This is a genomic window from Hafnia alvei, from assembly GCF_900095695.1.
In the GTDB taxonomy this organism is placed as follows: Bacteria; Pseudomonadota; Gammaproteobacteria; order Enterobacterales; family Enterobacteriaceae; genus Hafnia; species Hafnia alvei_B.
In genome coordinates, this window is record NZ_FMIQ01000046.1 from 84,468 (window position 1) to 109,131 (window position 24,664).

Genomic DNA, 24,664 nt, shown 5'->3' on the forward strand with positions numbered 1-24,664 from the left:
TATTTATCACTTAACGCTGAGACAAAATTTGTTCTTCATATTCGCGTACTGCTTTGAGCCAACTGGCATCAACGGGAACGTCGTTGCGCTGGCAGTACATTTCCCAAACCGCCTGCCAAGGCAGCGATTTTTGTTCTTCCAGCAGAGCCAGACGCGCCGTGTAGTCACCGCTTTCTTCCAAATTGCGCAAATGGTTTGTAGGTTCTAGCAATGCGCGCAGCAGGGCTTTTTTCATATTGCGGGTGCCAATCACCCACGCTGCAATGCGGTTGATGGAAGCATCGAAGAAGTCCAACCCGATGTGCACGCGGTTAAACAGGTTGTGGCGTACGATTTCGCTGGCGATGGCCTGCGTTTCATCGTCAAGCAAGACCACGTGGTCACTGTCCCAGCGTACTGGGCGACTCACGTGCAGCAGCAAACGGGGCACATAAAGCATGGCGCTGGAGATTTTGTCGGAGATCACTTCTGTTGGATGGAAGTGACCGGCATCCAGACACAGAGCGGTCTGGCGGCTGGCGGCGTAGCCGAGATAAAACTCGTTCGAGCCCACGGTATAGCTCTCAGCGCCGATGCCAAAAAGTTTGCTTTCGACGGCGTCGATATGGTGTGCGGGGTTAAGCTTTTCAGCGATGACCTCATCCAGCGCCGAAGCTAAGCGTTGACGCGGTGCCAAGCGGTCAATCGGCGTATCTTTCATGCCGTCTGGGATCCAGATATTCATGACGGACGGCGTACCCAGCTGCTCGCCAAAATAGGCTGAAATGCGGCGGCTAGCTTGGCAGTGCTCAATCCAGAACTGGCGTGTTTCAGGGTTAGCGGAGGAGAGGGTAAAACCATCTGCGCTCAACGGATGAGAGAAACAGGAAGGGTTAAAGTCTAAGCCCAAATGGTGTTTTTTAGCCCATTCAACCCAGTTAGAGAAATGGCGTGGTTCGATTTTATTACGCGCGACCGGCGTATCAGATTCTAAATAAATTGCGTGCAGATTCAGGCGTTTTGGTCCGGGGATCAGCGTTAACGCCATCTCTAAATCGGCACGCAGCTCTGCGGCGTTGCGCGCTTTGCCCGGATAGTTGCCGGTGGCCTGAATACCGCCGGTTAGTGAACCTTCAGGATTTTCAAAACCGGCGACGTCGTCGCCCTGCCAGCAGTGCATCGAAACCGGCAGTCTCTCCATGGTTTTCAGTGCATTTTCGACGTCTACGCCAACAGCGTTAAAACGTTGTTTAGCCAGTTCCCAAGCCTGATCGATTGAAGTGGTCATACACATGTTCCTTTGAATTGGGCAGATGTTTGCGCAGCGCCGTTGCTAAGCGATGCGGATAAAGAGTGGTGAGATGGGTTAGGTAAAAAATGTTCCAGCGGGAAGTTATGTGCCACCACGCTGCGGAAATCATGCACATTGGCAATATCACCCAGCGCGATTAACTGGCTGCCGATATTGCCTAACGTTGAGGCTTCCACCGGACCTGCGCTGACTTCGATGTTGCAGAGATCGGCGCACAGCTGATTGAGGAAACGGTTTTGGCTGCCACCGCCGACGATATGCAAATGGCTGATCGGCTTACCGCGCAGCGCGGAGAGCTCTTCGGCTACCTGCTGATAGAGTTTCGCCAAGCTGTCAAAGATACAGCGCGCCAGTTCTGCCGGTGTTTCGGGCACCGGAGCACCACGCTCGCGGCAGTCGTTTTGAATTTCCAAACACATATTGGGCGGATTGATGAAGCGCTCGTCGTTTGGGTTAATCAAAAAATGGTGTGCAGGCCGCAGAGCCGCCTCTGCAATCAGATCGGGAAGATACTGAACACCCAGCTCTTGGGTTGCGCGCTGCAGCAGCCATAAGCCCATAATATTTTTCAGCACTCGATAGCGGCCTTCCGTACCCCCTTCATTGGTGATATTGGCCTGCAAGGCACGGCTGTCGGTGAGCGGTGTGCGGCTTTCGATGCCCATTAATGACCACGTTCCTGAGCTGAGATAGGCTGAATCGCTGTCTTGCATCGGAGTGGCAATCACCGCGCTGGCGGTGTCGTGGGTGGCAACGGCAACCACAGGAACCTGTTGCCCCTTAGGACTTTGCCAGCAACCGATGCGGTTACCGGGCTGGGTGGGTTTGCCAAACCAGCGGGCGGGAACGCCGGCATAATCCAGCAAATCAGTATCCCAATCGCCGCTATTGATGTTCAACAGCTGCGTGGTGCTGGCATTGGTGTATTCCCAGTTCATTTGCCCAGTTAAGCGGTAATGCAGATAGTCGGGGATCAGTAATAGATGTTCTACCCGATCCAGCAGCTCTGGTTGCTGTTCACTGAGCGCACGCAGCTGATAAAGGGTATTGAAGGGCAAAAACTGAATGCCGGTACGCTGATAGATAAACGGTTTACCTAAGCGCTCTTGCGCTTGTGCCATGAGGCCGTGGGTACGATCGTCTCGGTAAGCGACTGGGTGGCCGACCCGCTCGCCGTTGGCATCCAGCAACACAAAATCCACGCCCCAAGTATCGATGCCAATGCTGTCCAGCGGGATATTTTCAGCATCAATTTGCTCAAGCCCGGTGCGAATTTCGTGCTCAAGAGCGTCGAGATCCCAGGTATCAAAACCGTCGCGGGGTACCAGCCGATTGGTAAAGCGGCGGATCTCTTTTAGCGTAAGGTGTTGAGTACCGACATGGTAACTTGCCAGCATCACGCGTCCGCTGGAGGCACCAAGATCGATCGCGGCAATATGGCGTGTCGTCATGTTGAACCGTCCGTCGTTGAACATTCTTATTTATCAATGACGGCCAGTGTAGAAACTTGCTAACAAGGGCACCTTCTCATGAATGCCAGCGAAATTATGGCGATGGCAATACAGCAAAGGTGAAAGTGAAGTAGGTCACAGTTCTTAGATGCGCTGGCCTGTGATGTTCGCCGCATTTCTTAATATTGGCCGCGCATTCTTAAATAAACGAACGCTAAAAGCCGTTTTGATGTCAAAAGTTTAAGGTTCATTTTTCGGCCTTCTTCTACTATCGAGCCATAGCAAACCGCTGGAAAAATCACCCGCGTTGATACCCCGATAAGATAAGGAGTCTGACGATGACGGTTTTGCACAGTATCGATTTTTTCTCTTCTGGCTATGCTCCTGTGGCCATAGAACCTCGCGCTCCGCAGCCGGAGTTTCCTGAGCATCATCATGATTTCTATGAAATTGTGATTGTAGAGCAGGGGGCCGGCGTGCACGTTTTTAACGGCAATCCCTATACGCTCAACAGCGGCTGTGTATGTTTCGTTCGCGATCACGATCGCCATTTATTTGAGCATACCGACGGCCTTTTTCTTACCAATGTGCTTTTTCGCGCGCCGGATGCGTTTAAGTTTTTATCGGGCGTAGAGCAATTTTTACCGCAAGAATCCGAAGGGGTTTATCCCTCCCATTGGCGTATCAGCCAGCAGGTCTTAGCGCAGGTAAAAATGCTGATGGCGAAACTCGAACAAACACCAGCCAGCGAGCGAGCCGAGGATATTGCATTGCATGAAAGCGTCTTTATGCAGCTTATTGTACAGCTTTGGCAGGGGTGTTCTGCTCAGGTGGGGGACGATCAGGAAGGGCGTTTGCGCCAGCTATTGGACTGGTTGCAGCATCACTACGCCGAATCTGTGGAGTGGACCGAATTAGCTGACCGTTTCTCTTTGCCGCTTCGCACCTTACACCGCCAGCTCAAGAATCACACCGGCATGACGCCGCAGCGTTATCTGACGCGCCTGCGGCTTTTGCAAGCTCGTCACCAGCTTTGCCACAGCGATAGCAGCGTGACGGATATTGCTTATCAGTGTGGCTTTGGTGACAGCAATCATTTCTCTACGCTTTTCAAACGCGAGTTCGACCAATCTCCCCGAGCCTTGCGTTATCAGGGATAGCTATCTGATAACGTTAATCCAAGTGATATTTTGTTACTTAACGGCTGAATGCAATGTGCGGAATCGAGAAAGCCGTCAACGTAAAACCACGATGATTCTGTAATACTTTCTGGCTTAATAAGCGTGGGAGGCTGGGAATGCGAAAGCTGTTAGTGCTGGAGAATCGGGATTATTTTCCTTCAGAACAGATGCCGGTCGCCGTGGCGGATCGGTATCCGCAGCAGGTTTTTGCCGAGCATTCCCACCAGTTTTGCGAGATTGTGATTGTTTGGCGCGGCAACGGTTTGCACGTGCTCAACGATCGCCCGTATCGGATAACCTGCGGCGATATTTTCTACATCAACGCCGAGGACTGCCATAGCTACGAATCGGTGAACGATCTGGTTCTCGACAATATCATCTATTGCCCTGAGCGCTTACGTTTAAACGCGCAATGGAATCTGTTATTGCCGCCGTTCGACGAGTCTACTCGACAAAATCACTGGCGTTTAAGCACCGGAGGTTTAGCGCAGGCGAGGCCGATTATTGCTCAGCTGGCGCAAGAGAGCCGCAAAACCGACGCACTTTCTATTCAGCTGACCGAAGCTCTGCTGCTACAGTTAGCCATTGTGCTAAAACGTTATCGTTACACGGCGGAGAGTGTTTATTTACTGCCGGCTGGCGAACAACTTGATTTGCTGATGGCATCGCTGCAAGGTGGACTCGAAAGCCATTTTGACTTAGCGGCTTTCTGCGCAGAACATCAGCTGGTGGAGCGCTCGCTGAAACAGCTATTTCGCCAGCAAACTGGGATGTCGATCAGCCATTATTTGCGTCAGCTGCGTTTATGTCAGGCTAAGCGATTGTTGAGGCGCAGCGAGTATCGCATCAGTGAAATTGCGACGCGCTGTGGTTTTGAAGACAGCAACTATTTTTCCGTGGTGTTCACCCGTGATGCCGGGCTAACTCCGCGAGAGTATCGCCAGCGCTTTGTGACTGAACCAGAGCGAGCGATGCATACCCTTCATACTTGATACTCAAATTATTTTGGGTATAAACCAAGGTATTACATTAAGTTTTTTGCGACGATTTTCGTCATCATCAATAGCGGTGTCCGTGATAACGCACCGTTAACCAGATAGGGCAGTTTGATGAAACAAATTAAATTAGGTGGTTCTACCCTGCATGTTCCTGCCATTGTGGTGGGCTGCATGCGTATGGATGAGTTGAAAGCCGCAGAGGCAGAAACTTTTGTGCAAACCGCGCTGGATTTAGGCGCAAACTTCTTCGACCACGCAGATATCTATGGCGGCGGCGAATGCGAGCGTATTTTTGCTCGCGCAGCCAAGCTCAATGATGACCGTCGTGAGAAGGTCTTCCTGCAGTCCAAATGTGGGATCCGTAAAGGCTTGTTCGATTTTTCTAAAGAGCACATTTTAAAATCGGTAGACGGCATCTTAGAACGTTTAGATACCGATTATCTCGACATGCTGCTGGTGCATCGCCCCGATGCGCTGATGGAACCGGAAGAAGTGGCAGAGGCGTTCGATCACTTACTGAATACCGGGAAAGTGCGTCGTTTTGGTGTCTCCAACCAAAGCCCAATGCAGATGGCCTTACTGCAAAAGTTTATGAGCCAAAAGATTTTGGCGAACCAGCTCCAATTGAGTATCACCAACAGCGGTATGATCCGCAGCGGCATTAACGTTAATATGGAAAACGCGTCGAGTCTCGATCACGACGGCGAAGTATTGAATTATTGCCGTTTAAATGACGTGACTATTCAGGCATGGTCTCCGTTCCAATACGGTATGTTTGAAGGCGTATTCCTCGGTAATCCTAAGTTCCCTGAACTGAACCAGAAAATTGATGAGATTGCGGCGCGTTATGGCGTATCCAATACCACCATTACGACGGCGTGGATTTTACGCCATCCAGCCAATATGCAGATGATTTCAGGTACGATGAGCACTTCGCGCCTTAAACAAATTTGTCAGGCCTGCGATATCACGTTAACGCGTGAAGAATGGTATGAAATTTATCGCGCAGCCGGTAACGAGCTGCCATAAGCCCTGTCGCTATTAGATGTTCTAGAGCAGCCAGTTTTCTGGCTGTTCTCTAGAGACAACAAACAGCCTCCAAGTTTATTGCTACTTCTTAATATCACTTCTTAATATATCTTCTTAATGCATCTTCATAATACGACTTCGTTTAACGGTTCTCATTCTCTATTAATTATTAATACACGTATGTGGTGTGCTGACGTGTATTAACTTTATAGGAAAAATTATATCCAAGTATTTTCCGAGATTAAAAAATGGCGCGACTAGGATGATTCCAAATACTTCGCGAGATTAAAATAGCGCATATAGCATTGTTGCGAGTTTTAAATACGTACTTAATCCTCTTTGGGTGTAAGGCTTTTAACGATGAATGGGATTTGATAGCATTTTGTTCGTCCGATGGAGCAGGATAATAATTATGATAAACACATGGCGTCTTTAATTATTTAAAAGGATTTATACCAATAACACAGAGAGCTTCTATTGTCGCTTGGATTGCGTCCTGTGGCTTAAATGCTCTTTATCTTTTTTTAGGATATTTATATTACGCAGGAAATTTTTATGAAATTGAATAAAGTTGCTTTAGCCGTAGCATTTACCGCTGCTGTAAGTTCTATGTCTGTTCTGGCTGATACCACCAATGGCCAAATCCAATTCCAAGGTGAATTGGTGAATACTGCCTGCGGTTTATCACCTAATTCTAGCCCAGTATCTGTTGATTTTGGTCAGATCCCAGTTTCAGCTCTGGCTAACGGCGCTCATGCCGGTAACGTGCAGAAAAACATCGAACTGCAGGACTGCGATACTACGGTTGCGACTAGCGCCGTTGTTTCTTACACCCCAACTAGCGTAAACCCAGCTGATGCAACTTTGGCTGCGTTCACTTCAGGCACCGCGGCTAATGCCGGTATCGGTCTGAAAGACAGCGCAAGTCAGGATGTGGTTTGGGGCCAGGGCACCACGGCTGTACAGCTGGTTAACGGTGCTAACACCATTCCATTCGTTGCCTATGTTAAAGCAGACAGCGCGGATCAGACTGCAAACCCTGTAACCGCAGGTTCTTTCCAGTCAACGATCAACTTCCAGATCGATTACCAGTAATCGCCTAGAAGTGGTGCATACGGGGGGAGTTTATCCCCCGTATTCTATCTGCGAAATATTCAGTAGGGATAGCGAGCATGATGTCAGGAATAAAGAAAAAAATATCAGTGATGCTTTTTTTATATGCGCTGCTTTTTTCCGCTGACACGCTGGCGTCCAGTATTACACCAGGGAAAGTAGAAATGTCTGGTGAGCTGATTGAAACTGCCTGTGGCATTGATCCTGATTCGCGTGAGATCTGGGTTGATTTTGGTGAAGTATCTGCACGTGACATTAATATGGATAGTGAAAGTCACCTCACCAAAGATTTTAATATTCACCTTACCGGGTGCAGAGTTATTAAAAATAAAGTGGCTGATGATGACAGTTTTCCTTATGCCACTATCACATTTATTGGCAATTCAGCTCCTCATGATGCCTCGGCTCTATTAGTTACCGGAGAAGGGGAAGGCTTTGGGATTCATTTACGTAATCAGCATGGAAGTATGCTGACAATAGGACAACCTTCTCCCGGATATGATTTAAGTAACGGGAATAATATTCTGAGATTTACCGCCTCGCTGGTTCCGGTTAATAAACATATTAAAGCCGGTGAGTTTTATGCTATTGCACGTTTTTTTATTGATTATAACTAAAAAATTAACCAATACCATTTGGGGTATTCGGCGTATTCCGTCGATTAATTCGGGATAAATTGTCATGTCGGTAACACTAAAAACAAAATTAAAAATAGTGGCCTTAAAGGTGATTATTTTCTGTTATGCCAATACGGTATATGCAGACGATCTCGTTGAATTTAATACCGACGTATTGGATGCGTCCGATCGCACCCATGTTGATTTATCCCGTTTTGCTTCAGACAACTATGTTGCTGCCGGTGATTACCTGTTGGATATCAAAATTAACAGCCAGCCAATAGGCCAAGACAAGGTGCATTACGCGCTGTTACCCGATGGTAAAAGTACGCAAGCCTGCATCAGTCAGGCCGTGCTGGATAAGCTGGCATTGAAGGAAGAGGCCAGACTTAAAGTTGAGCAGGTTACGGAAAACTGCTTTGTCTTGCAGAGTTTACCGGGGGCTAAGCTTAGCAACTATGCGGGGACGCTGGATATTACGGTGCCGCAGGCGTGGATGAAATATAACGATCCCAATTGGACGCCACCGGAGCGTTGGGATAACGGTATTGCTGGCGTCATTTTTGATTACAGCCTGACAGGGCAGATTACCCATCAGCTCGATCACAGTGAAGATTACAATTCTTTGTCCGGCTATGGTCAGGCGGGGTTTAATTTGGCCGGCTGGCGTTTTCGCAGCGAATATCAGACCAGCTACTACAACTCAACTCACCAATTTGATTTTGATTGGAACCAGATTTATGCCTACCGTCCGCTGCCTATGATGGCGGCCAAACTGACGCTGGGCGAAATCTACCTTAACTCGCAGGTCTTCGATACGCTGCGTTTCACCGGCGTCAATCTGTCCAGCGACGAGCGTATGCTGCCGCCAAGCCTACAAGGCTATGCGCCAGAAGTGCACGGCGTGGCGCGCACCAGCGCGAAAGTAACGGTGAGCCAGAGCGGTCGAATTATCTATCAAACTACCGTGCCAGCCGGTCCCTTCAACATTCAGGATCTGAGCAGCTCGGTGCGTGGAACGCTGGACGTTAAAGTTGAAGAGCAGGATGGTTCGGTATCTACCTTTCAGGTGAATACCGCCAATATCCCTTACCTTACGCGCCCAGGCTACGTGCGTTACAACATCGCTGCGGGGCAGCCTTCTCGTTATACCCACCAAACCCAAGGGCCGGGCTTTGTCTCGGGGGATTTCTCGTGGGGGATTTCCAACGCGTGGTCTTTGTATGGTGGTTTGCAAACGGCGGGTGAAGAGTACAACGCCATGTCGATGGGGATTGGGCGAGATCTCAGCATGTTTGGGGCTATTTCCGTGGATGCCACTGAATCATGGAGCCAAAACCGTGACGGGGAGCGCCTGAAAGGAACGTCGTACAAACTCAGCTACGCCAAAACCTTCGACGAATACAACAGCTCCATCACGTTTGCGGGCTATCGATTCTCGCAGCAAGATTTCCGCTCGATGGCGCAATACATGGATGAACGCTATCAGGATTACGACCACGTCGGGCGTGAGAAAGAGCTATACACCATCACCGGTAACAAAACGTTCTGGGCTGATGAGCCGAGCAAAACGTTGACCACTTTTCTGACCTATACCCACCAAAACTATTGGGATCGAAATAGCCAAGATCGCTATGGCGTGTCACTGGGACGAACTTTCCGCGTCGGCGAAATTAACGGTATTACGGCCAATCTCTCGGCGTATCGCACCGACTACAAAGATCGGCGTGATGATTCGATTGCGATTTCAATCTCTGTGCCGGTTGGCGATAGCCGCTGGGCCGGTTTGGATATGCAAACCAATAACGGCAAAACCAGCCCGATGATGTCGTACACCGACAATAGCGACAACAACAACCTATGGCGAGTGCGCGCAGGGGCCAGCCAAAGCGGCAACGCCAATATGGATGGCTATTACCAGCACCGTTCGCAGATGGCAGAAATCAACAGCAACCTCAGCTATCAGCAAAGCCATTATGTGGCGCTAAGCAGCACGCTGCGCGGTGGTTTCACGGCGACACGCCACGGTGCCGCGCTGCATAACAGCGGAGCCACGCTCAATACGGCTCGCATGATGGTAGATACCAACGGCATTGCAGGCGTTCCGCTAAACGGAAGCAAATCGCGAACCAACCGATTTGGCATCGCGGTAGTACCCGACGTAGTCAGCTACAACAGCTTTGATACCCGCGTTGACGTCGATGCGATGGACAGTGATATCGAGCCGTCGAAAGCCATTAGCACGACCACGCTGACCGAAGGCGCTATCGGCTATCAGTCTTTCGGAATGGCAAAAGGGATGAAGATGATGGCAAACATTCGTCGCTCTGATAGCAGCACACCGCCTTTCGGCGCTGAAGTCTTTAATGGCGACGGTGTCAGCGTGGCGATGGTGCTTGATGACGGTCAGGCGTGGCTTGCCGGTGTTAATCCTGATGAAACGCTCAAGGTGATTTGGAACGGGAAAACACAGTGCAAAGTCACTATTCCGGCAAAGGCGTCGAATTATTCGAATTCTGTTTTGCTGCCTTGCCATTAAGCGATGCGGCTAAACCGAAGCAACAAATCTATGACGAAGCAACAAATCCATAACTGTCATAAAAGGCTAAAAATGAGCATGAAGAAAAAAAGCGGATGCGGCTGGATAGCGGCGATGGCTCTGACGGTTCTAACCGGCTACGCGCAGGCGGGCGTTTCATTGGATCGCACGCGGATCATTATTACCGAAAAAGAGAGCTCATCGAGCGCCAACCTGTCTAACACGAGCCCAGATATTCCTTTTTTGGCTCAGTCATGGGTAGAGGACGCGGAAGGTCACAAGATCACCTCGCCGTTAATGGTGTTACCGCCGCTACAGCGAATCAACGGTGGGCAGAAAGGGATTGCACGCGTAACCAAAACCAGTGCGGTGAACACGCTGCCGCAGGATCGCGAAAGCCTGTTTTATCTCAACGTGCGTGAAATCCCGCCTAAGCCGAACAAGCCCAACATGCTGCAGCTCGCTATGCAGTCACGTATCAAGCTTTTCTATCGCCCGGCGGCCATTATCCCCACCAGCAAAAATGAGATCTGGCAAAACCAAGTGGTGTTCCAGAAAAGCGGCAGCACGATGACGGCACAAAACCCAACGCCGTACTACGTCACGATTATTGGTTTAACGAACAGCGCGGGCAGCAAAATAACTCGCTTCCCAGGAATTATGGTCGCCCCGAAATCGAGCCTTGATTTTGCGGTTACCGATGCGTCGGTGAGCGCGTTCTCCATGATGTATGTCAATGATTATGGCGGCCATCCAGAACTGAAGTTCAGCTGTTCAGGCAGCACCTGTAAAGCGTTACCTAGCGCGCAGCAGGAATAACCATAAGGACCCGACAATGCAAAATCGATTCGCGTTATGCGCATTTCTGGCACTGGGCGTCGTATTTCAGGCTCAGTCTACGGTGCCGCTGTTGCCACAACATCAAGATCGGGATCATGCCGGTGAGGATGGCGGCATTGTTCGGTTCCATGGTTCTGTATATGCCTCTCCGTGCGTGATGGCGGGGGAGAGCCGGACGCAAGATATCGATATGGGCGAAATGACGGCGCGTAGCTTTCATCGTGCTGGCGATCGCAGCCAGCCGGTGCTGATCAAAATCTATTTACGCGATTGCCTCAAAGGGGCATCAATGGCGCGGAGTAGCTTGGCGTCTAAGACGACCGGAAGCGATTGGCGAGCCTATACCACCGGCGAGCAAGCCGTGCAGATGACCTTTATCGGTGAGTCCGACGTAGCCGACCCCGCGCTATTACACACCACCGGTATGGTGCAAGGCGCAGGCATTCGTTTGATGGATATGTCTGGCAATAAGCTGGCGATTAATCAGACCCAGACGCCTTCTCTGGTGAAATACGGCGATAGCGTATTGACCTTTATGGCCGCATTGGAATCGACGGGAAACTCGGTCACCGCCGGTGAGTTTCAAGGATTGCTGCGCGTGAAAATGGAGTATTTGTAATGAAACTGTCTGGCCTATTCTCACGCCAAACGTGCGCGCTCGTTCTATCGCTACTTCCCGTTGGCGCGCAGGCTTATATCGATGGCGAAATTATCCCGGTCGGTGGCTCACATCAATACAACATCGATGTGGGGAATCAGGATATTACCTCTAACGTGGCGGGTTCTCTGATTAGCTCGGAGTTTGCATTAGGTGGGCTTTATGCCGGGACAGCCTACTGCAATACGCCGATGACGAATCAGCCGGTATTTTTTACCTCGCGTGCGACGTTGGCTGAATCGGGCAATAACCCCGGCTATCTGCGATTGAACGACTATATGGATGTCAAAATTGAAATCTACATCCGTGGTAACCGTCTCGAATACCTACCGGTTCCGTTCAACAATGAAAGCAACCGTGCGTACCAGAACACCTGTGCGCCGCCATCGGTGCAGTACACCGACTTTGAGTCTGGGTCGAAGGGGCGTGTCACTTTTATGATCACGAAACCTATTATCAACGGCGTCAATCTGGTCGGGACGCAAATTGCCGAGTTATATGGCCGGATAGGTTCAACGGCCTCCGGTATTGGCTCAGTGCCAATGTCGGTGGTTTATATCAACTCGGGTGTGCTTACCGTACCTGATAAATGCGTGGTGAATCAGGGAACGCCGATCGTGGTGGATTTCGGCACCATTCCAGGTACGGGCAGCAAGCTCAATGGCAATAACTACAGCCATAACGTGCCGATTCACGTGAAGTGCGAAGGCGGGAGTTTTACCACCGGCAGCCTGAATATCAAATTGGCGATTCAGCAGGCCAGCCCAGCCAGCTTTAACAGTGACTATCTGGGAACCACCGGCTCGGGCGATCGTTCAAATTTGGGTATCAAACTGACCGATCAGAGCGGTTCGACCATTACGCCGAATAGATTTTATAACGTCCCCGGTTTTAACAATAACGAGGGAGATTGGAACCTCATCGCCGCGCCGATTGCAAACGCCGGAACCAACATTGAGGAAGGTGATTTTCAGGCTTCCGCAACCGTTGTTGCAGAGTTCCAGTAAGGAGAGAGTATGCGTCTGATGGAACTGGTTGTACTAGCAGCGCTGATGTTCAGTAGCGCGGTTGAAGCGGCGGGAGAGCTGGTGGGCGGCGCGATGACGTTTAAAGGCGTGGTTGTCGCTTTGCCTTGCAGCATTGCTCCGGGCTCGGAAAAAGTGCCGGTGGACTTTGGTGAGATTTCTACCAAGTCACTTTATGCCACGGGGAAAACCACCCCCATTGCGTTTTCGATTGTGTTAGAAGACTGCAACCCCAGCGTATTTGACTCGGTAACGGTCACCTTTGACGGCGACCGAAATTCGAACATGACCGACCGTTTGGCCATTAAGTCCGTGGCGCCAAGCGGCGCGAGCGGCGTAGGTATTGGCTTAGAAGAAAGCGATGGTTCACCGATTCAACTTAATACGCCAACCAACGCAACGGCGATCACCGATAGCGTGATGCAGTTGAACTTCCAAGCCTTCGTGGAGGGCGAACCACAGGCATTAGCGAATGGAACGCTAACGACCGGTGCTTTCACTGCAACAGCTAACTACACGCTAAATTATCAGTGACTTGCTGAGAAGGTATTTATAAATGAATTATCAGTGCTTTTTCTTTGATAAAAATATCTTTTTCTCACAAGGCTTGAGGTTCGTTATTCAGGATGCTTGTGATGACTCAATGCGAGTCCAATTTACCAGCTCCAATAATATACATCAGCTCGTTGAGGTGCTTAAACAGCAAAGGAATGAACGAGAACAGCGCTGGGTGATTTGTGATTTTGAAAGCTTTCCTCAGGGGCGGTTTAATGTGCTCAATATGATCAAGATGTATTACCGCCATCATAGGCAGAAACTCGTTATCTTATTGAGCGAAAATAACATCCCGCTTTTTTTTGCGCTGCACTCGCTATTGCCCGGCGCACATTGGCTATTAAAAAGTGAGTCTAAACAGAATGTGAGTCTGTTTTTTAATGAGCTGAAATGTAGCGAAATAGGGCAAACGGTTTTTAGTCCCTCATTGGTGAGCTACACCCGAATGAAATGGTTAACCGCCGATGCGGGGTGCTATATCTCAAGCGATGAGTGGTGGCTAATGGAAGAGCTATTTAAAGGTAAATCACTTTCGCAGATTGCGAACGAAGTCAATATTAACGTTAGAAGGTTGAGTTATTACAAACGACGTTTAATGAAGCGGTTTAATGTCACCAGCAATGTTGCTTTATTTAATGTTTTTAAATGTATTGTGCCAACACCTCGGAACGACTGAGTTATTAACGATTTTTAAATATTACTGGTGCAATGTTCATCGGTAGGTACATGCAATTCATTGCATATTTTTAATAAACTAAGGTAAGGATTATATATGAAACACATTAATGCAGCGGAAGCCGCACAGATCGTGGGTGGCAACTGCAAAACGTGTAGCAGCTCTTATGAAACCGTGGTAGTTGGCGGCGTAGCATCTTGTAAGTTAGTGACAGTTTGCACTGACAAACATGGTTCCACGACCACCATGAAAGATGCCGATATGAACCTGTGCCGCGTGCCAAATCGTTAATCTCTCTCGTTTTCTAAATAAATAGTTACCAATACATGGAGAGTTTCTCTCCATGTATTTATTCGACGATCAATGTTGGGACATTAAAATTATGCAGTTTAAACGCACAACGGTTATTAGCTATTCATTGCTGCTTGTCATTGTCTCATCTTTGATGACCGTGTTGTTTTACCATGTATTTGTGTTCAAGTCGTTTTCCAGTGATAACGATAATCAAACGTCGCCACAGAAAGAGTTAACTATTGCGCAGGCAGAGAAAAGCCCAATAAAAGAAAATAATAGCATTATTGAAGTGATGTCTTATGGCTGTCATTACTGCGCCGCGAATGAGGATAATGTGAGGGAGTTCGTTAAAAAACTGCCTGACGGTGTGGTATTTGAATCAATACATATCAATACGGAAAAAAGTGGGTTATCTGCCTTTGCCCCTATTTTTGCCACGCTGCAAGAAATGGGCGTAGAACCTGCCGTACGTGATAGTGCATATAACGCTATTATTGCCCGGGGTATTAACCTAACGGATACCGCGGAATTAGATAAATGGCTGGTTAAAAATAGCATTGATATTGCTGAATATAAAAACGTGCGAGCCAGTGAAGCCGTTAAGCATCGATTAGATGAAATGTCAGCTATTACAGATTTTTATGACGTTACGGCCACGCCGATCTTTATTATTAATAAGCGTTTTGTTGTCGCTCAAGATAGTTCTTTCCCCGAATTCTCAACACGTATGTTGAATTTGCTTGGAAAGGATAAGTAATGGCGATGACCCGGTTTCTGCTGGTTTGGATCGTTTTCAGCACCAAAAATATCGGCGAATATTTGCGTCAAATCGCTGATCGCTTATTTTCCGCGCTGAAAGCATTCTTTTGCTGGGTGCTGCGTTTTTGTAACGTGCGCCTTGTGCTGGCTATCGCTCGCGGGCTCTGTTTTTTGGGCGTGCTTGGGCGGGAGTTTCGTCATCAGAATCCGGTTGCGACCCAGAACTTTCACTGCTTGACGGGGCAAAAAGGGCGCATCGATGCGTCATGGATTGCGGTTCGGCGCAAAATTCTAGAGGCCAGCGCAACGTGGGCACAAAACCCAAAAGTGCTACAGCAGCTTGCCGCCTGTACTCAGCAGCTTGATGAGGCCGTGGCGCCGCTTCGCCTGCGAAAAAATGCGGTCATATTGGCGCCGCTGCACAGTATTTCTGATGTGCTCGCTGCGATGGTAGGCGCTGGCGTAACGCCGGGGCGCGCTAGCGTTATCGTTTCTTCCAGCGCTGAACAGTACAACGCCCGCGCGCGTGCCTTAGGGGGCGTCAATCTTTCCTACTGCTCTATTCATCAAGATAGTAAACAGCTGGCTTCCAGCCTCACTGCATTACTTAGCGACGTCGCGATGGGGCAGCAGAACCTCATTATTTTTCCTGATATTACGCCGGACTATACCGTGCAAACCGAAGAGGCCGCATCGGGGAAACTACGCTGCCGGCTGTTTGGACGCGTCGCGGGGCTGCATAGCGGTATTGTGCGTTTGGCGCGGGCCGTTTCTGCACAGGTGGTTTTCTATCATCTCTATGAGCAAGACGGGCTGCGTATCCATATTCATGAGCCGGTAAAAGCGCGCGATGTGGCGGAGAAACTGCCAGAAATCATCGAGCAGGCGCTGCAGCAACATCCACATGATTGGCTGCTTTGGCATAGCCACTCTCTGTATTTTATCAATCAATAACTGATGATGATGAAACCAATAATACCCGATCTGATTTTTCAGGAAGAGACCAACGAATGCGGGCTGGCGTGCATTGCCATGCTGGCGCAAACGCAGGGACGAAAAACCGATCTGGACACGCTGAGAGCGTGTTTCCCTGCTTCGGATCATGGGACTTCACTGAACGATTTATCCTCCATTTTGGCGAGTCTTGGCATTGCTTCGGCTCCCGTGCTTTTTGAGCACCATGAGCTCAGTGAATTGCCCCTGCCGGCCATTTTGCACTATGGCGCGAGCCACTATGTGGTGTTGGCCTATCGCAAAGGTCAGCAGGTGTGTGTGATGAATCCCGCGATTGGCCAACAATGGTTGCCCTTTGCCTCGCTGAAAACTGAAATCAGCGGCTATGCGCTCATTCTCGACCCACAAACGTTGGTTACCGCCGAAAAGAGCGCCGAAGCAGGCACGACGAAAAGCGCATTGCCGCATGCGATGAGTTTGAAAGAAACGGCAGCGGTGCCCGGTATGTATGGGCTGATGTTGATAACGTTTTTGGTTTCTCTCACGTTATTCCTCATGCCTTCGATGGTGAGTAACGCCATTAATCAGGCGTTTGCTGAGGTGGGTAACAGCCGCTTCCCCTACGGTTGGTTTATTGCCGCGTTTATAGCCTCAACGCTGCTGGCGCTGGGTGTGCGCGTGATCAGCGAGCGCTTTATCAAACGTTTTGTCCTGCTCAATAGCAGCGTGGGCTTTTCGCGATTGCTCGCTAATCCGCTGCGATTTTTTGAAAAACGCGCACCGGGCGACATCTTTAGCCGATTTATTGCCTGGCAGGGCGGGCTGTTGCAGAAAATCGAGCTGGATAACGGTTTACGTAGCGATTGGGTTATCTGCCTTATTGCGTTGGGCATTATGTTTTGGATTGCTCCCGTGCTGGCGCTGATTTCAGGCGTGGGGGTGATAGCCATGGGGATGATCAGCATTTGGGCGGTGCTGCGCGATCGTTGGTATACCCAGCAGCTACAGCTTAAAAGCGCAGTGCTCAATGACTTTTTTATGGAAACCTTGCAAGGCGTTTTAACCATCAAAACGGCCGGGCTTGAGAGCCAACGTAAGGCTCAGTTTGCATGGTTCAGCCGCGATCTGTTTGGCTGCCTGCAGCGACAGAAGGTCTATCAGCAGGTCAAAGAGGGGCTGTATCAACTGGTGAGCAGCCTTGAGATGGTGGTCTTCATGCTGGTGGTTCTGCCCATGGTGAACAGCAAGCAGATCTCATTGGGCGATTTTTTTGCCTATAGCTTCCTACGTCAGATTTTTAGCTCTTATGTGACGCGTATTTTCTTTTCGATTATTCAAAAATCACAGCTGCATGTGATTGATACCCGCGCTCACAGCCTGTTCTCGGCCAATGAAGATCAACATGCGGTACCGCAAAGCACCGAGCTAAGTACGGTCGCGCCGCATGTGCGCTTTGAGCGGGTTCGATTCTATTACGATCCGGCGAAAACGATTTTCACGGGTATTTCTCTCGATCTGCCTGCGGGATCGCAAATCGCGATTGTCGGCGAATCGGGGGCGGGGAAAAGTACTTTACTGCGGCTGATCGCGGGCTTGTTCACCCCTCAAGAGGGCGACGTGCTGGTGGATGGAAAACCCGTTCGGGCTCAGCAGTTGGCTTCGTTGGTATCCCTGCATAGCCAAGAAGACATTCTGTTTAATGCGTCCGTTTTAGAAAATATCACCCTGTTCGACCCTCATTATCGAGACAGCGATCGCGGCCGCATTGAGGAATTACTCACCTCGCTGGCGCTGTATCCGGTGATCCATCAGCTGCCCGGCGGTATCAATGCGCTAATACGTGAAAGCCATGCCGCGCTTTCGCTTGGCCAGCGTCAGCGCCTGCTGCTGGCACGTTCGCTGTATAGCTCGCGTCCCATTTTGCTGCTGGATGAACCCACGGCCAATTTGGATAACGAAACCGCGCGCACCGTGATGGCCGCGGTGCAACAACATTGCCGTAAAACCGGCAAAACCTTGATTGTGGTGACTCACAGCCAGCACATTCTGCCGCAGTTTTCGCAGGTTTATCACCTGTCCGACGGCGAGCTTGCGCCTGTAGCGCCAGCTGAGGCCAAACCGATGGCTAACGTGGAGCTTTTGGCATGAAGCAATGGCGCGCTTTTGTCACCTCGCGCTGGCTGCTCGCGCTGCTTGCCGGGGCGATCATATTGCTGGCGGCGATTGGCCTGTCGCGCGGTTTTTCTGCGCCAGAACCGGTAATGACCGAACAGGTTGATCGGGGTGACATTGAAAAAGTGGTTTTGGCGACCGGTACGCTTAAGCCATCGATGCAGGTCAACGTCGGGGCGCAGGTTAATGGGCAGCTACGAGAACTGTATGTTCGTCAGGGCGACAAGGTTGAGAAAGGGCAGTTGCTGGCAGAGATCGACCCCACGCTGCAAGAGTCCGATCTGAGTAATGCGACCGCGCAGTTAGCCAGCGCCAAAGCGCAAAAATTGGCCTCGCAGGCCATGTTGGTGCGCTATCGCCAGGAACTGAACCGCCAACAAGCCATGATGCGCGATGGTTCCGGCGTGCGAAGCGATGTGGAGCAGGCGCAGGCGCAATATGACGCTCAGCGCCAGCAGGTTGAGATGAATGATGCGCAGATTGTGCAGGCTGAAATGGTGGTCAAAACCGCCAACGCTAACCTGAGCTATACCCGCATTATTGCGCCGATCAGCGGTGAAGTGCTGGGCATTGTGACCAATGAAGGGCAAACCATTGTGTCATCACAAACGGCTCCCACCATTCTGGTATTAGCCGTCCTCGATAAAATGCTGGTTCAAACGCGGATTTCAGAGGCAGATATTCAGAAAATACAGCCCGGTCAGCCGCTGTGGTTTTATGTAATTGCCAACCCTGAGAAACGATACACCAGCCGGATGGGCTTTGTTCAGCCTGCTCCTCAAGAAGCCTTGGAAGAGCAGGCAAGCGGCAGCAGCACAGCAAGCCAGCAGGCCAACGCGGTGTATTACAACGGTACGTTTGCCGTCGATAACGCGCAGCGAGAGCTGAAAACCTCCATGACGGCTCAGGTCTTTGTGCGCGTTGCCGAGGCGAAGAATGTGTTGCGCGTTCCCGTCTCCACGCTGGGACGGGCACTGAGCACCGACAGCTACCTGATCACCGTGCTTGAAAACGGTAAGCCACAGCAGCGCAAGATCCGCATTGGCATTAACGATCGCCAGTTTGCTCAGGTGCTAGAGGGATTACAGCTGGGCGATCGTGTGCTGATGTCAGCGGATGGGGCTCAGGGATGAGTGCGATGGCGGAGATGAATCCCATTATTGAGCTGCGCCACGTGTACCGCGAATTTGTTGCCGGTAACCAAACTAATGTGGTGCTCAATGATATTACGCTGACGATTGCGCAAGGCGAGATGGTTGCCATTATTGGCGCCTCGGGCTCTGGAAAATCGACGCTGATGAACATCATTGGCTGCTTGGATAAAGCCACGCGGGGCGAGGTTCTGATCAACGGGATCAGCGTTAACGAAACGGATAACGATCGGCTTGCTGAGCTACGCAGCTGCTACCTCGGGTTTATATTCCAGCGTTATCATTTGATGCCTTATCTGACCGCAGAAGAAAACATCGCTATCCCTGCGTTGTATACCGCTATGCCCGAAAATGAACGCAAAGCGCGTATTCAGATGCTGGGGCAAAAATTGGGTTTGAAAAGTCGCTTGGGTTATAGCCCCGCGCAGCTTTCTGGCGGGCAGCAGCAGCGCGTAAGCATTTGCCGCGCGTTAATCAATGGGGCGCAGGTGATCCTCGCGGATGAGCCGACCGGCGCTTTGGATAGCGTCAGCGGTAAGGCTTTGATGGGCGTTCTTCATCAGCTGCATGCGGATGGACATACGGTGATTATTGTCACGCACGATCACGGCGTTGCAAAGCAGGCGCAGCGGATTGTTGAAATCAGCGATGGCCGCATTATCGCGGATGAAATTAATCAGTCCTGCCCAGAAGATCGTTTGGCGCAGCATATTCCCGTGGTTCGGGATAACGGGCGAGCTTCGCTGTGGCGCAGCATTCATGAATCGATGCGGATGGCTTGGCGTTCTCTGCTGGGGCATCGCATGCGCACCTTTTTATCCATGCTCGGCATCATCATTGGCATTTCATCGGTGGTCTCTTCAATGGCGGTAGGGGAAGGGGCGCGCCAAACCATCATGAATGAAATTGGCAAGTTAGGTAACACCACGCTAGAGATTCGTCCGGGGACTGGCTGGGGCAGTAAGCGGCCCGATATGGAACGCGCGCTGTCGCTCAATGACGTGGCGAGTCTGCAAAAGCAGCCGTGGACAGAGGGCGTATCTCCGCAGGTGAGCAGCATGGCGACCGCAGTGCGCAAAGGTTATGACTCGTCGATGATGTTATCCGGCGTATCACAGGATTTTTTTGCGCTACAGGGCATTCGTTTTATTCAAGGCAATGGGTTTACCGCCCGTGATGTTGCCGAGGGTGAACCGGTTCTGGTGCTGGATGAAACCAGCCGCGATACCCTGTTTCAAGATGGCGAAGATCCTCTCGGCCAAATTGTGCAGATTGCTGGCGCATCATGGCGCGTGGTGGGCGTGGCGGTGAAGCCAGGGCCAAAAGTGGTGGGCGGATTTATGGCGGGATGGCTGCCCTATACTTCGCTGCAACAGCGTATTTCCGGCGACAAGCCGTTAGAAGCCATCGTTCTGCGCTTTCAAGAGTCCCTAACGCCGCAGGATGCGATGCAGACCGTTGAACATCTGCTGACGCGTGAGCACGGGAAGAAAGACTTCTTTTCTCAGACCGACGATCAGCTCACCAAGGCGATGCAGAAAACCTCCGATTCAATGTCGCTGTTGATCACCGCGATTGCCGCTATTTCTCTGCTGGTGGGCGGCGTCGGAGTGATGAATATCATGTTGGTTTCCGTAACGGAAAGAACCCACGAAATTGGGATCCGGCTTTCGGTGGGCGCGCGTCCTTCTGACATCATGCACCAGTTTTTAATCGAAGCCGTGATGATTTGCACCTTGGGCGGCCTTGTTGGCGTGGGGGGCTCGTGGATTGCGGCTCAGATATTTGCCTTGATAACCGATGAGTTTTCGATGGCGTTCACTTGGCTTCCGGTGGCGATCGCGTGCGCGTTCTCTGCGCTCATCGGTTTGACCTTCGGCTATTTTCCAGCACGCAGCGCGGCGAAGCTCAACCCCACTGAGGCACTGGCTCGCGAATGAAACTTCATTACGTTATCTCCATCATTTTGCTGCTATCGGGATGCGGAAACCTGACGCGCAGTGACTATCAGCGTCCACAGATCTCTTATCCGACGCAGTGGCAGAAAAAAATGGCGCAAGATCCCAACGTGTTGGCATCGGGCTCGGCAAACTGGTGGCAAGGGTTTAACGATCCGCGTCTGACGCGGGTGGTTAACCAAGTTCTCGCGAGCAATAACGATTTAGCCGTCGCGGCGATTACGCTTCAGCAGGCGCGGGTGGCGGCTGGACTCACCAATACCAATTTAACCCCAGACGTTTCGCTCGGGGGATCGGCCAGCAATAGTCAATCGGTGCGCCATCATTCGGCGGCGCAGGAGAGCTACGCGGCGTCTTTGTCGATCAATTATGAGCTGGATTTGTGGGGGAAATTGGCTCGGGTACGTGAGCAAGGCGAGTGGCAGGCCACCGCGAGCGAGCAAGATTATCGGGCGACGGTGCTATCAACCATTGGTACAACCGCGCAAATCTACTGGACTATCGCGTTGCTTAATCAGCAGATCGGTAATTTGCGCGATAGTTTGGAAATTGCCGAGCAAACGCTGGCGCAGATTGAGTCTTGGCATGCGGTGGGCAAAGTCGGTTTGCTCGACGTATTGCAGGCGCGCCAAACGTGTTTAAGTCGCCAGAATTCATTGCGGGCGCTGTTGCAGCAGCGCGAAGCCTCTCGCAATGCGTTGGCGCTGCTTCTTAACCGTCCCGCAGAACAGCATGCCGATGAACTCGCCACGCTTAATACCGAACAACAGGTCGCTATCGCTGCGGTCACGCCGCTGGCGGTCATTAGCCAGCGTCCTGATATTCAGGCGGCCGAGTCTCGTTTACGAGCGGCGCTGGCGGGCTACGACGCCGCGCGTCTGAGTTTTTATCCTTCGCTCTCGCTGGACGCGACCATGAACGCCGGAAGTCAGGTTTTCAGTCAGTGGTTTAACAATCCGACCCGCACCGTGGGCAGCGCTGTCGCCTTGCCGTTTATTCAGTGGAACACCGTGCAGCTCACCATCGAGCAGTCGAATTTGCAGATCAAGCAGGCGGCGGTGGCGTTTCGCCAGACGGCTTATACCGCGCTTTCTGAAGTGGATAACGCCATGGAGCAGCGGCTGAGTGCAGATGAACAGCGTGGCCGTTTACACCAATCGATAGCGTTAGGAAAACAGCGTTTAGCGTTGACTGAAAGCCGTTATCGAGCAGGCGCAGTGGACTACCAAACGTTGCTCGATGCGCAGGATGTACAGCTCACATTGGAAAACAGCCTGACGCAGGCGCAGTACGACTACCTCTATGCCACGCTACAGCTATGGCTGGCACAGGGCGGCGGGAATTCGCAACCAAGGACAATCAAAAATGCAGCGTAATAATGAGATGAGACGCGTTGTGGTGACCGGCTATGGCGCAATCACGCCGCTGGGCTCAAATGCGCAGGCCAGCTGGCAGGCCATCATGGATTATCAGTTGGGCTATGGCTACGTGGATAAAACCGAACTGGGTATCAAGGCGCACTTTCTGGGGCTTATCGCGGAAGAACCCAGTCTAAAAGGCGTTCCGGCCGCGATCCGTCGGCGTTTGCCGCGTTTTGCTCGGCTGACGCTAGGCGCCGCGCGTGAGGCCATGAGCATGGCGTTTGGTGAAAACTCGCCGCTTGATTTTTACTCTCCCCTGATGTGTGGCGCCATTATGGGAACCGGCTGGGGTGGACTCGACGAAAGCTATTATGCTGCCAGAGAGTTTGCCTTACAGGGCGTTTCCTCTCCGTTCAACTGTTTTTACACCATGCCGAACGTGACGTCGGCTGCATGCAGCCAATATTGGAATCTGCGTGGCTATCAAAATACCGTTGTGGCCGCGTGCGCAACGGGAACGGTCGCTATTGGCGATGCTTTCGAGGTTATCCGCAGCGGCCGCGCCAAAATGATGCTCGCCGGTGCCGGTGAATCTTTAACGGGCGATGGTGCTGTGTGGAACATCGACGTGCTCGGCGCTTTGTGTCACGAGCCGAGCGATCCTCTGCGTGCAAGCTGCCCATTTAGCGCCCAGCGCAACGGTTTTGTGCTTTCAGAAGGCGCCAGCGTGCTGTGTTTGGAAGAGCGAGAAAGCGCGTTGGCACGAGGGGCCACCATTTTAGGCGAAGTCACCGGATACGGTAATTTCTCCGATGCCTTTGATTTCACCTCTCCGGCGGAAGACTGCGTTGCCCGTGTAGCCACGATCAAGCATGCGTTAGAGCAAGCGGGGCTGGCACCGGAAGATCTGGACTATATCAATGCCCATGGCACTTCTACGCCGCTTAACGATCTCAATGAAACCCAAGCGCTGAAGCTGGCTTTAGGCCAAACGGCGTATGCGATCCCAACGTCGAGCACCAAATCATATTCAGGCCACCTGATTGCTGCCGCAGGCGCTTTTGAAGCCATTATCTGTTTACAGACGATGCAGCACCAGATTATGCCCGCAACCGCGCATCTGACGGAGCCTGATCCTTTGTGCGATCTTGATTATATCGCTGAAGGACACCGGGCTGGGCGAGTGGCGCGTGCGCTGAACCTGAGTTTTGGCTTTGGCGGCGCGAATGCGGCATTGATTCTGGAGCAACATCCGTGACTTCCGTTCAATACACTTTGGCAGATGCCAACCGCTGGGCCGAATTCTCCGGTGACTATAACCCGATTCATTTTGATCTTGAGCTGGCGCGGCAGCGCAGTGAAGGCCTTAGGGTTCATGGCATGCGCGCACTGCTGGACATCAAGCAGGAGATTGCGCGTGCGGCGTTGGGCTTGGATGAGTCGGCGGCTTATCTACGCTGCGTCGCGCGATTACGCCAGCCGGTGTGGTGCGATACGCCCTATCAACTGATCGGTACGGGACGAAAGGCTTCCATCGTTCATCCTGATTCAGGAACGGCGAGCATGTCATGTCAGGTGAGCGCGGTGCAGTCTCTGGTCGATGGTGATAAGGGAGAAAGTGGAACGCTTGAGGCTGAAGATATCATCCGCCACGGGCAGACGTTTGCTTCCTTACAGCCATATGCCCAGCAGTGGCAATTTTTGGACGCGCTGCTGTTTCGTTATCTGATTCATGATAGTGGGCTGCTGCGCCAGCAGGTGCTTTGCCACTATTTCCCCCAGAATGCGCTGGCGTCATTTGAGGCTATTTTTACCCAGTTTCCGGTGGTTCAGACTCATCAGGAACTGGTGTTCGATCGTCGCTTGCTCGCTTCATGGGCCAATCCGATTTCACCTGAAGCGCTGGTTATCCACATTGAGCCGGCGTTACTCATCAACGATGCACCGGGCAGCGCGCTGGTGCGTATTGCCGCCCATACGCATTATCAGAATGCGTTTATCAGCAATGCGATTACGTTAAAAATTGGCTAATTAGCCGCTGA

22 protein-coding genes are annotated in these 24,664 nt (G+C 51.3%); 20 read left to right on the top strand and 2 right to left on the bottom strand.

Translation table 11 applies throughout. The features are described from left to right. Positions 1-10: 10 nt before the first annotated feature. Entirely contained in the window at positions 11-1,267 is a 1,257-nt protein-coding gene (locus BN1044_RS12310; RefSeq protein ID WP_063585689.1) for an L-rhamnose isomerase, read from the bottom strand. Beyond that, a complete protein-coding gene (gene rhaB / locus BN1044_RS12315; protein WP_072308959.1) occupies positions 1,264-2,742 on the bottom strand; it encodes a rhamnulokinase in 1,479 nt (492 codons plus the stop codon). Before rhaB ends, BN1044_RS12310 begins: the two co-directional genes overlap by 4 nt. A gap of 338 nt (positions 2,743-3,080) precedes the next feature. On the opposite strand from rhaB, the gene rhaS reads away from it, so the two are divergent. The 20 genes from rhaS (at position 3,081) to BN1044_RS12415 (ending at position 24,653) form a co-directional block, all read left to right on the top strand. After that, positions 3,081-3,902: an HTH-type transcriptional activator RhaS gene (gene rhaS / locus BN1044_RS12320; RefSeq protein ID WP_061554021.1), complete on the top strand. Its 822-nt coding sequence runs from the start codon at positions 3,081-3,083 to the stop codon at positions 3,900-3,902. A gap of 137 nt (positions 3,903-4,039) precedes the next feature. After that, positions 4,040-4,915 carry an HTH-type transcriptional activator RhaR gene (gene rhaR / locus BN1044_RS12325; RefSeq protein ID WP_072308960.1) on the top strand — a complete coding sequence of 292 codons (876 nt, stop codon included), beginning with the start codon at positions 4,040-4,042 and terminating at the stop codon, positions 4,913-4,915. A gap of 117 nt (positions 4,916-5,032) precedes the next feature. Then, positions 5,033-5,950 carry an aldo/keto reductase gene (locus BN1044_RS12330; RefSeq protein ID WP_040045643.1) on the top strand — a complete coding sequence of 306 codons (918 nt, stop codon included), beginning with the start codon at positions 5,033-5,035 and terminating at the stop codon, positions 5,948-5,950. A 555-nt stretch (positions 5,951-6,505) separates the two neighbouring features. After that, positions 6,506-7,045 (top strand): fimbrial protein, encoded by a 540-nt coding sequence (locus BN1044_RS12335; protein WP_072308961.1) that lies wholly within the window; start codon positions 6,506-6,508, stop codon positions 7,043-7,045. 77 nt (positions 7,046-7,122) lie between these two features. Beyond that, positions 7,123-7,680: a fimbrial protein gene (locus BN1044_RS12340; protein ID WP_072308962.1), complete on the top strand. Its 558-nt coding sequence runs from the start codon at positions 7,123-7,125 to the stop codon at positions 7,678-7,680. 64 nt (positions 7,681-7,744) lie between these two features. Continuing rightward, complete coding sequence (locus BN1044_RS12345) at positions 7,745-10,219, top strand: fimbria/pilus outer membrane usher protein (RefSeq protein WP_072308963.1); 2,475 nt, start codon at positions 7,745-7,747, stop codon at positions 10,217-10,219. A 78-nt stretch (positions 10,220-10,297) separates the two neighbouring features. Further along, the gene (locus BN1044_RS12350; protein WP_432612991.1) at positions 10,298-11,038 is read left to right on the top strand and encodes a fimbrial biogenesis chaperone; all 741 of its coding nucleotides are present in this window, start codon (positions 10,298-10,300) and stop codon (positions 11,036-11,038) included. Between the two features lie 16 nt (positions 11,039-11,054). Next, complete coding sequence (locus tag BN1044_RS12355; protein ID WP_072308965.1) at positions 11,055-11,678, top strand: fimbrial protein; 624 nt, start codon at positions 11,055-11,057, stop codon at positions 11,676-11,678. Further along, entirely contained in the window at positions 11,678-12,724 is a 1,047-nt protein-coding gene (locus tag BN1044_RS12360) for a fimbrial protein (protein ID WP_072308966.1), read from the top strand. Before BN1044_RS12355 ends, BN1044_RS12360 begins: the two co-directional genes overlap by 1 nt. Positions 12,725-12,733: 9 nt before the next feature. Further along, complete coding sequence (locus BN1044_RS12365; RefSeq protein WP_072308967.1) at positions 12,734-13,276, top strand: fimbrial protein; 543 nt, start codon at positions 12,734-12,736, stop codon at positions 13,274-13,276. A gap of 22 nt (positions 13,277-13,298) precedes the next feature. Beyond that, on the top strand, positions 13,299-13,973 hold the full coding sequence (locus BN1044_RS12370; RefSeq protein ID WP_072308968.1) for a LuxR C-terminal-related transcriptional regulator: 675 nt from the start codon (positions 13,299-13,301) through the stop codon (positions 13,971-13,973). Positions 13,974-14,069: 96 nt separating this feature from the next. Beyond that, positions 14,070-14,264, top strand: a complete 195-nt coding sequence (locus tag BN1044_RS12375) for a DUF4762 domain-containing protein (protein WP_072308969.1) — start codon at positions 14,070-14,072, stop codon at positions 14,262-14,264. 91 nt (positions 14,265-14,355) lie between these two features. Beyond that, positions 14,356-15,024 carry a DsbA family protein gene (locus tag BN1044_RS12380; RefSeq protein ID WP_072308999.1) on the top strand — a complete coding sequence of 223 codons (669 nt, stop codon included), beginning with the start codon at positions 14,356-14,358 and terminating at the stop codon, positions 15,022-15,024. 5 nt (positions 15,025-15,029) lie between these two features. Next, a complete protein-coding gene (locus BN1044_RS12385) occupies positions 15,030-15,980 on the top strand; it encodes a lysophospholipid acyltransferase family protein (RefSeq protein ID WP_072309000.1) in 951 nt (316 codons plus the stop codon). Positions 15,981-15,989: 9 nt separating this feature from the next. Next, positions 15,990-18,128 carry a peptidase domain-containing ABC transporter gene (locus BN1044_RS12390; RefSeq protein WP_072309001.1) on the top strand — a complete coding sequence of 713 codons (2,139 nt, stop codon included), beginning with the start codon at positions 15,990-15,992 and terminating at the stop codon, positions 18,126-18,128. Then, entirely contained in the window at positions 18,125-19,285 is a 1,161-nt protein-coding gene (locus tag BN1044_RS12395) for an efflux RND transporter periplasmic adaptor subunit (protein WP_072308970.1), read from the top strand. The genes BN1044_RS12390 and BN1044_RS12395 overlap by 4 nt, the downstream gene beginning before the upstream one ends. 5 nt (positions 19,286-19,290) lie before the next feature. Then, a complete protein-coding gene (locus BN1044_RS12400) occupies positions 19,291-21,243 on the top strand; it encodes an ABC transporter permease (RefSeq protein WP_072309002.1) in 1,953 nt (650 codons plus the stop codon). Further along, positions 21,240-22,637: a TolC family protein gene (locus BN1044_RS12405; RefSeq protein WP_072308971.1), complete on the top strand. Its 1,398-nt coding sequence runs from the start codon at positions 21,240-21,242 to the stop codon at positions 22,635-22,637. The genes BN1044_RS12400 and BN1044_RS12405 overlap by 4 nt, the downstream gene beginning before the upstream one ends. Next, positions 22,627-23,880, top strand: coding sequence for a beta-ketoacyl-[acyl-carrier-protein] synthase family protein (locus BN1044_RS12410; protein ID WP_072308972.1), 1,254 nt, complete (start codon positions 22,627-22,629; stop codon positions 23,878-23,880). Before BN1044_RS12405 ends, BN1044_RS12410 begins: the two co-directional genes overlap by 11 nt. Further along, a complete protein-coding gene (locus tag BN1044_RS12415; protein ID WP_072308973.1) occupies positions 23,877-24,653 on the top strand; it encodes a hotdog family protein in 777 nt (258 codons plus the stop codon). The genes BN1044_RS12410 and BN1044_RS12415 overlap by 4 nt, the downstream gene beginning before the upstream one ends. Positions 24,654-24,664: the final 11 nt, after the last annotated feature.

What these genes read in the sequence shown, in the direction of transcription:
- BN1044_RS12310 (WP_063585689.1), bottom strand. Translation starts at nt 1,267, where the DNA reads ATGACCACTTCAATCGATCAGGCTTGGGAACTGGCTAAACAACGTTTT.
- rhaB (WP_072308959.1), bottom strand. Translation starts at nt 2,742, where the DNA reads ATGACGACACGCCATATTGCCGCGATCGATCTTGGTGCCTCCAGCGGA.
- rhaS (WP_061554021.1), top strand. Translation starts at nt 3,081, where the DNA reads ATGACGGTTTTGCACAGTATCGATTTTTTCTCTTCTGGCTATGCTCCT.
- rhaR (WP_072308960.1), top strand. Translation starts at nt 4,040, where the DNA reads ATGCGAAAGCTGTTAGTGCTGGAGAATCGGGATTATTTTCCTTCAGAA.
- BN1044_RS12330 (WP_040045643.1), top strand. Translation starts at nt 5,033, where the DNA reads ATGAAACAAATTAAATTAGGTGGTTCTACCCTGCATGTTCCTGCCATT.
- BN1044_RS12335 (WP_072308961.1), top strand. Translation starts at nt 6,506, where the DNA reads ATGAAATTGAATAAAGTTGCTTTAGCCGTAGCATTTACCGCTGCTGTA.
- BN1044_RS12340 (WP_072308962.1), top strand. Translation starts at nt 7,123, where the DNA reads ATGATGTCAGGAATAAAGAAAAAAATATCAGTGATGCTTTTTTTATAT.
- BN1044_RS12345 (WP_072308963.1), top strand. Translation starts at nt 7,745, where the DNA reads ATGTCGGTAACACTAAAAACAAAATTAAAAATAGTGGCCTTAAAGGTG.
- BN1044_RS12350 (WP_432612991.1), top strand. Translation starts at nt 10,298, where the DNA reads ATGAAGAAAAAAAGCGGATGCGGCTGGATAGCGGCGATGGCTCTGACG.
- BN1044_RS12355 (WP_072308965.1), top strand. Translation starts at nt 11,055, where the DNA reads ATGCAAAATCGATTCGCGTTATGCGCATTTCTGGCACTGGGCGTCGTA.
- BN1044_RS12360 (WP_072308966.1), top strand. Translation starts at nt 11,678, where the DNA reads ATGAAACTGTCTGGCCTATTCTCACGCCAAACGTGCGCGCTCGTTCTA.
- BN1044_RS12365 (WP_072308967.1), top strand. Translation starts at nt 12,734, where the DNA reads ATGCGTCTGATGGAACTGGTTGTACTAGCAGCGCTGATGTTCAGTAGC.
- BN1044_RS12370 (WP_072308968.1), top strand. Translation starts at nt 13,299, where the DNA reads ATGAATTATCAGTGCTTTTTCTTTGATAAAAATATCTTTTTCTCACAA.
- BN1044_RS12375 (WP_072308969.1), top strand. Translation starts at nt 14,070, where the DNA reads ATGAAACACATTAATGCAGCGGAAGCCGCACAGATCGTGGGTGGCAAC.
- BN1044_RS12380 (WP_072308999.1), top strand. Translation starts at nt 14,356, where the DNA reads ATGCAGTTTAAACGCACAACGGTTATTAGCTATTCATTGCTGCTTGTC.
- BN1044_RS12385 (WP_072309000.1), top strand. Translation starts at nt 15,030, where the DNA reads ATGACCCGGTTTCTGCTGGTTTGGATCGTTTTCAGCACCAAAAATATC.
- BN1044_RS12390 (WP_072309001.1), top strand. Translation starts at nt 15,990, where the DNA reads ATGAAACCAATAATACCCGATCTGATTTTTCAGGAAGAGACCAACGAA.
- BN1044_RS12395 (WP_072308970.1), top strand. Translation starts at nt 18,125, where the DNA reads ATGAAGCAATGGCGCGCTTTTGTCACCTCGCGCTGGCTGCTCGCGCTG.
- BN1044_RS12400 (WP_072309002.1), top strand. Translation starts at nt 19,291, where the DNA reads ATGGCGGAGATGAATCCCATTATTGAGCTGCGCCACGTGTACCGCGAA.
- BN1044_RS12405 (WP_072308971.1), top strand. Translation starts at nt 21,240, where the DNA reads ATGAAACTTCATTACGTTATCTCCATCATTTTGCTGCTATCGGGATGC.
- BN1044_RS12410 (WP_072308972.1), top strand. Translation starts at nt 22,627, where the DNA reads ATGCAGCGTAATAATGAGATGAGACGCGTTGTGGTGACCGGCTATGGC.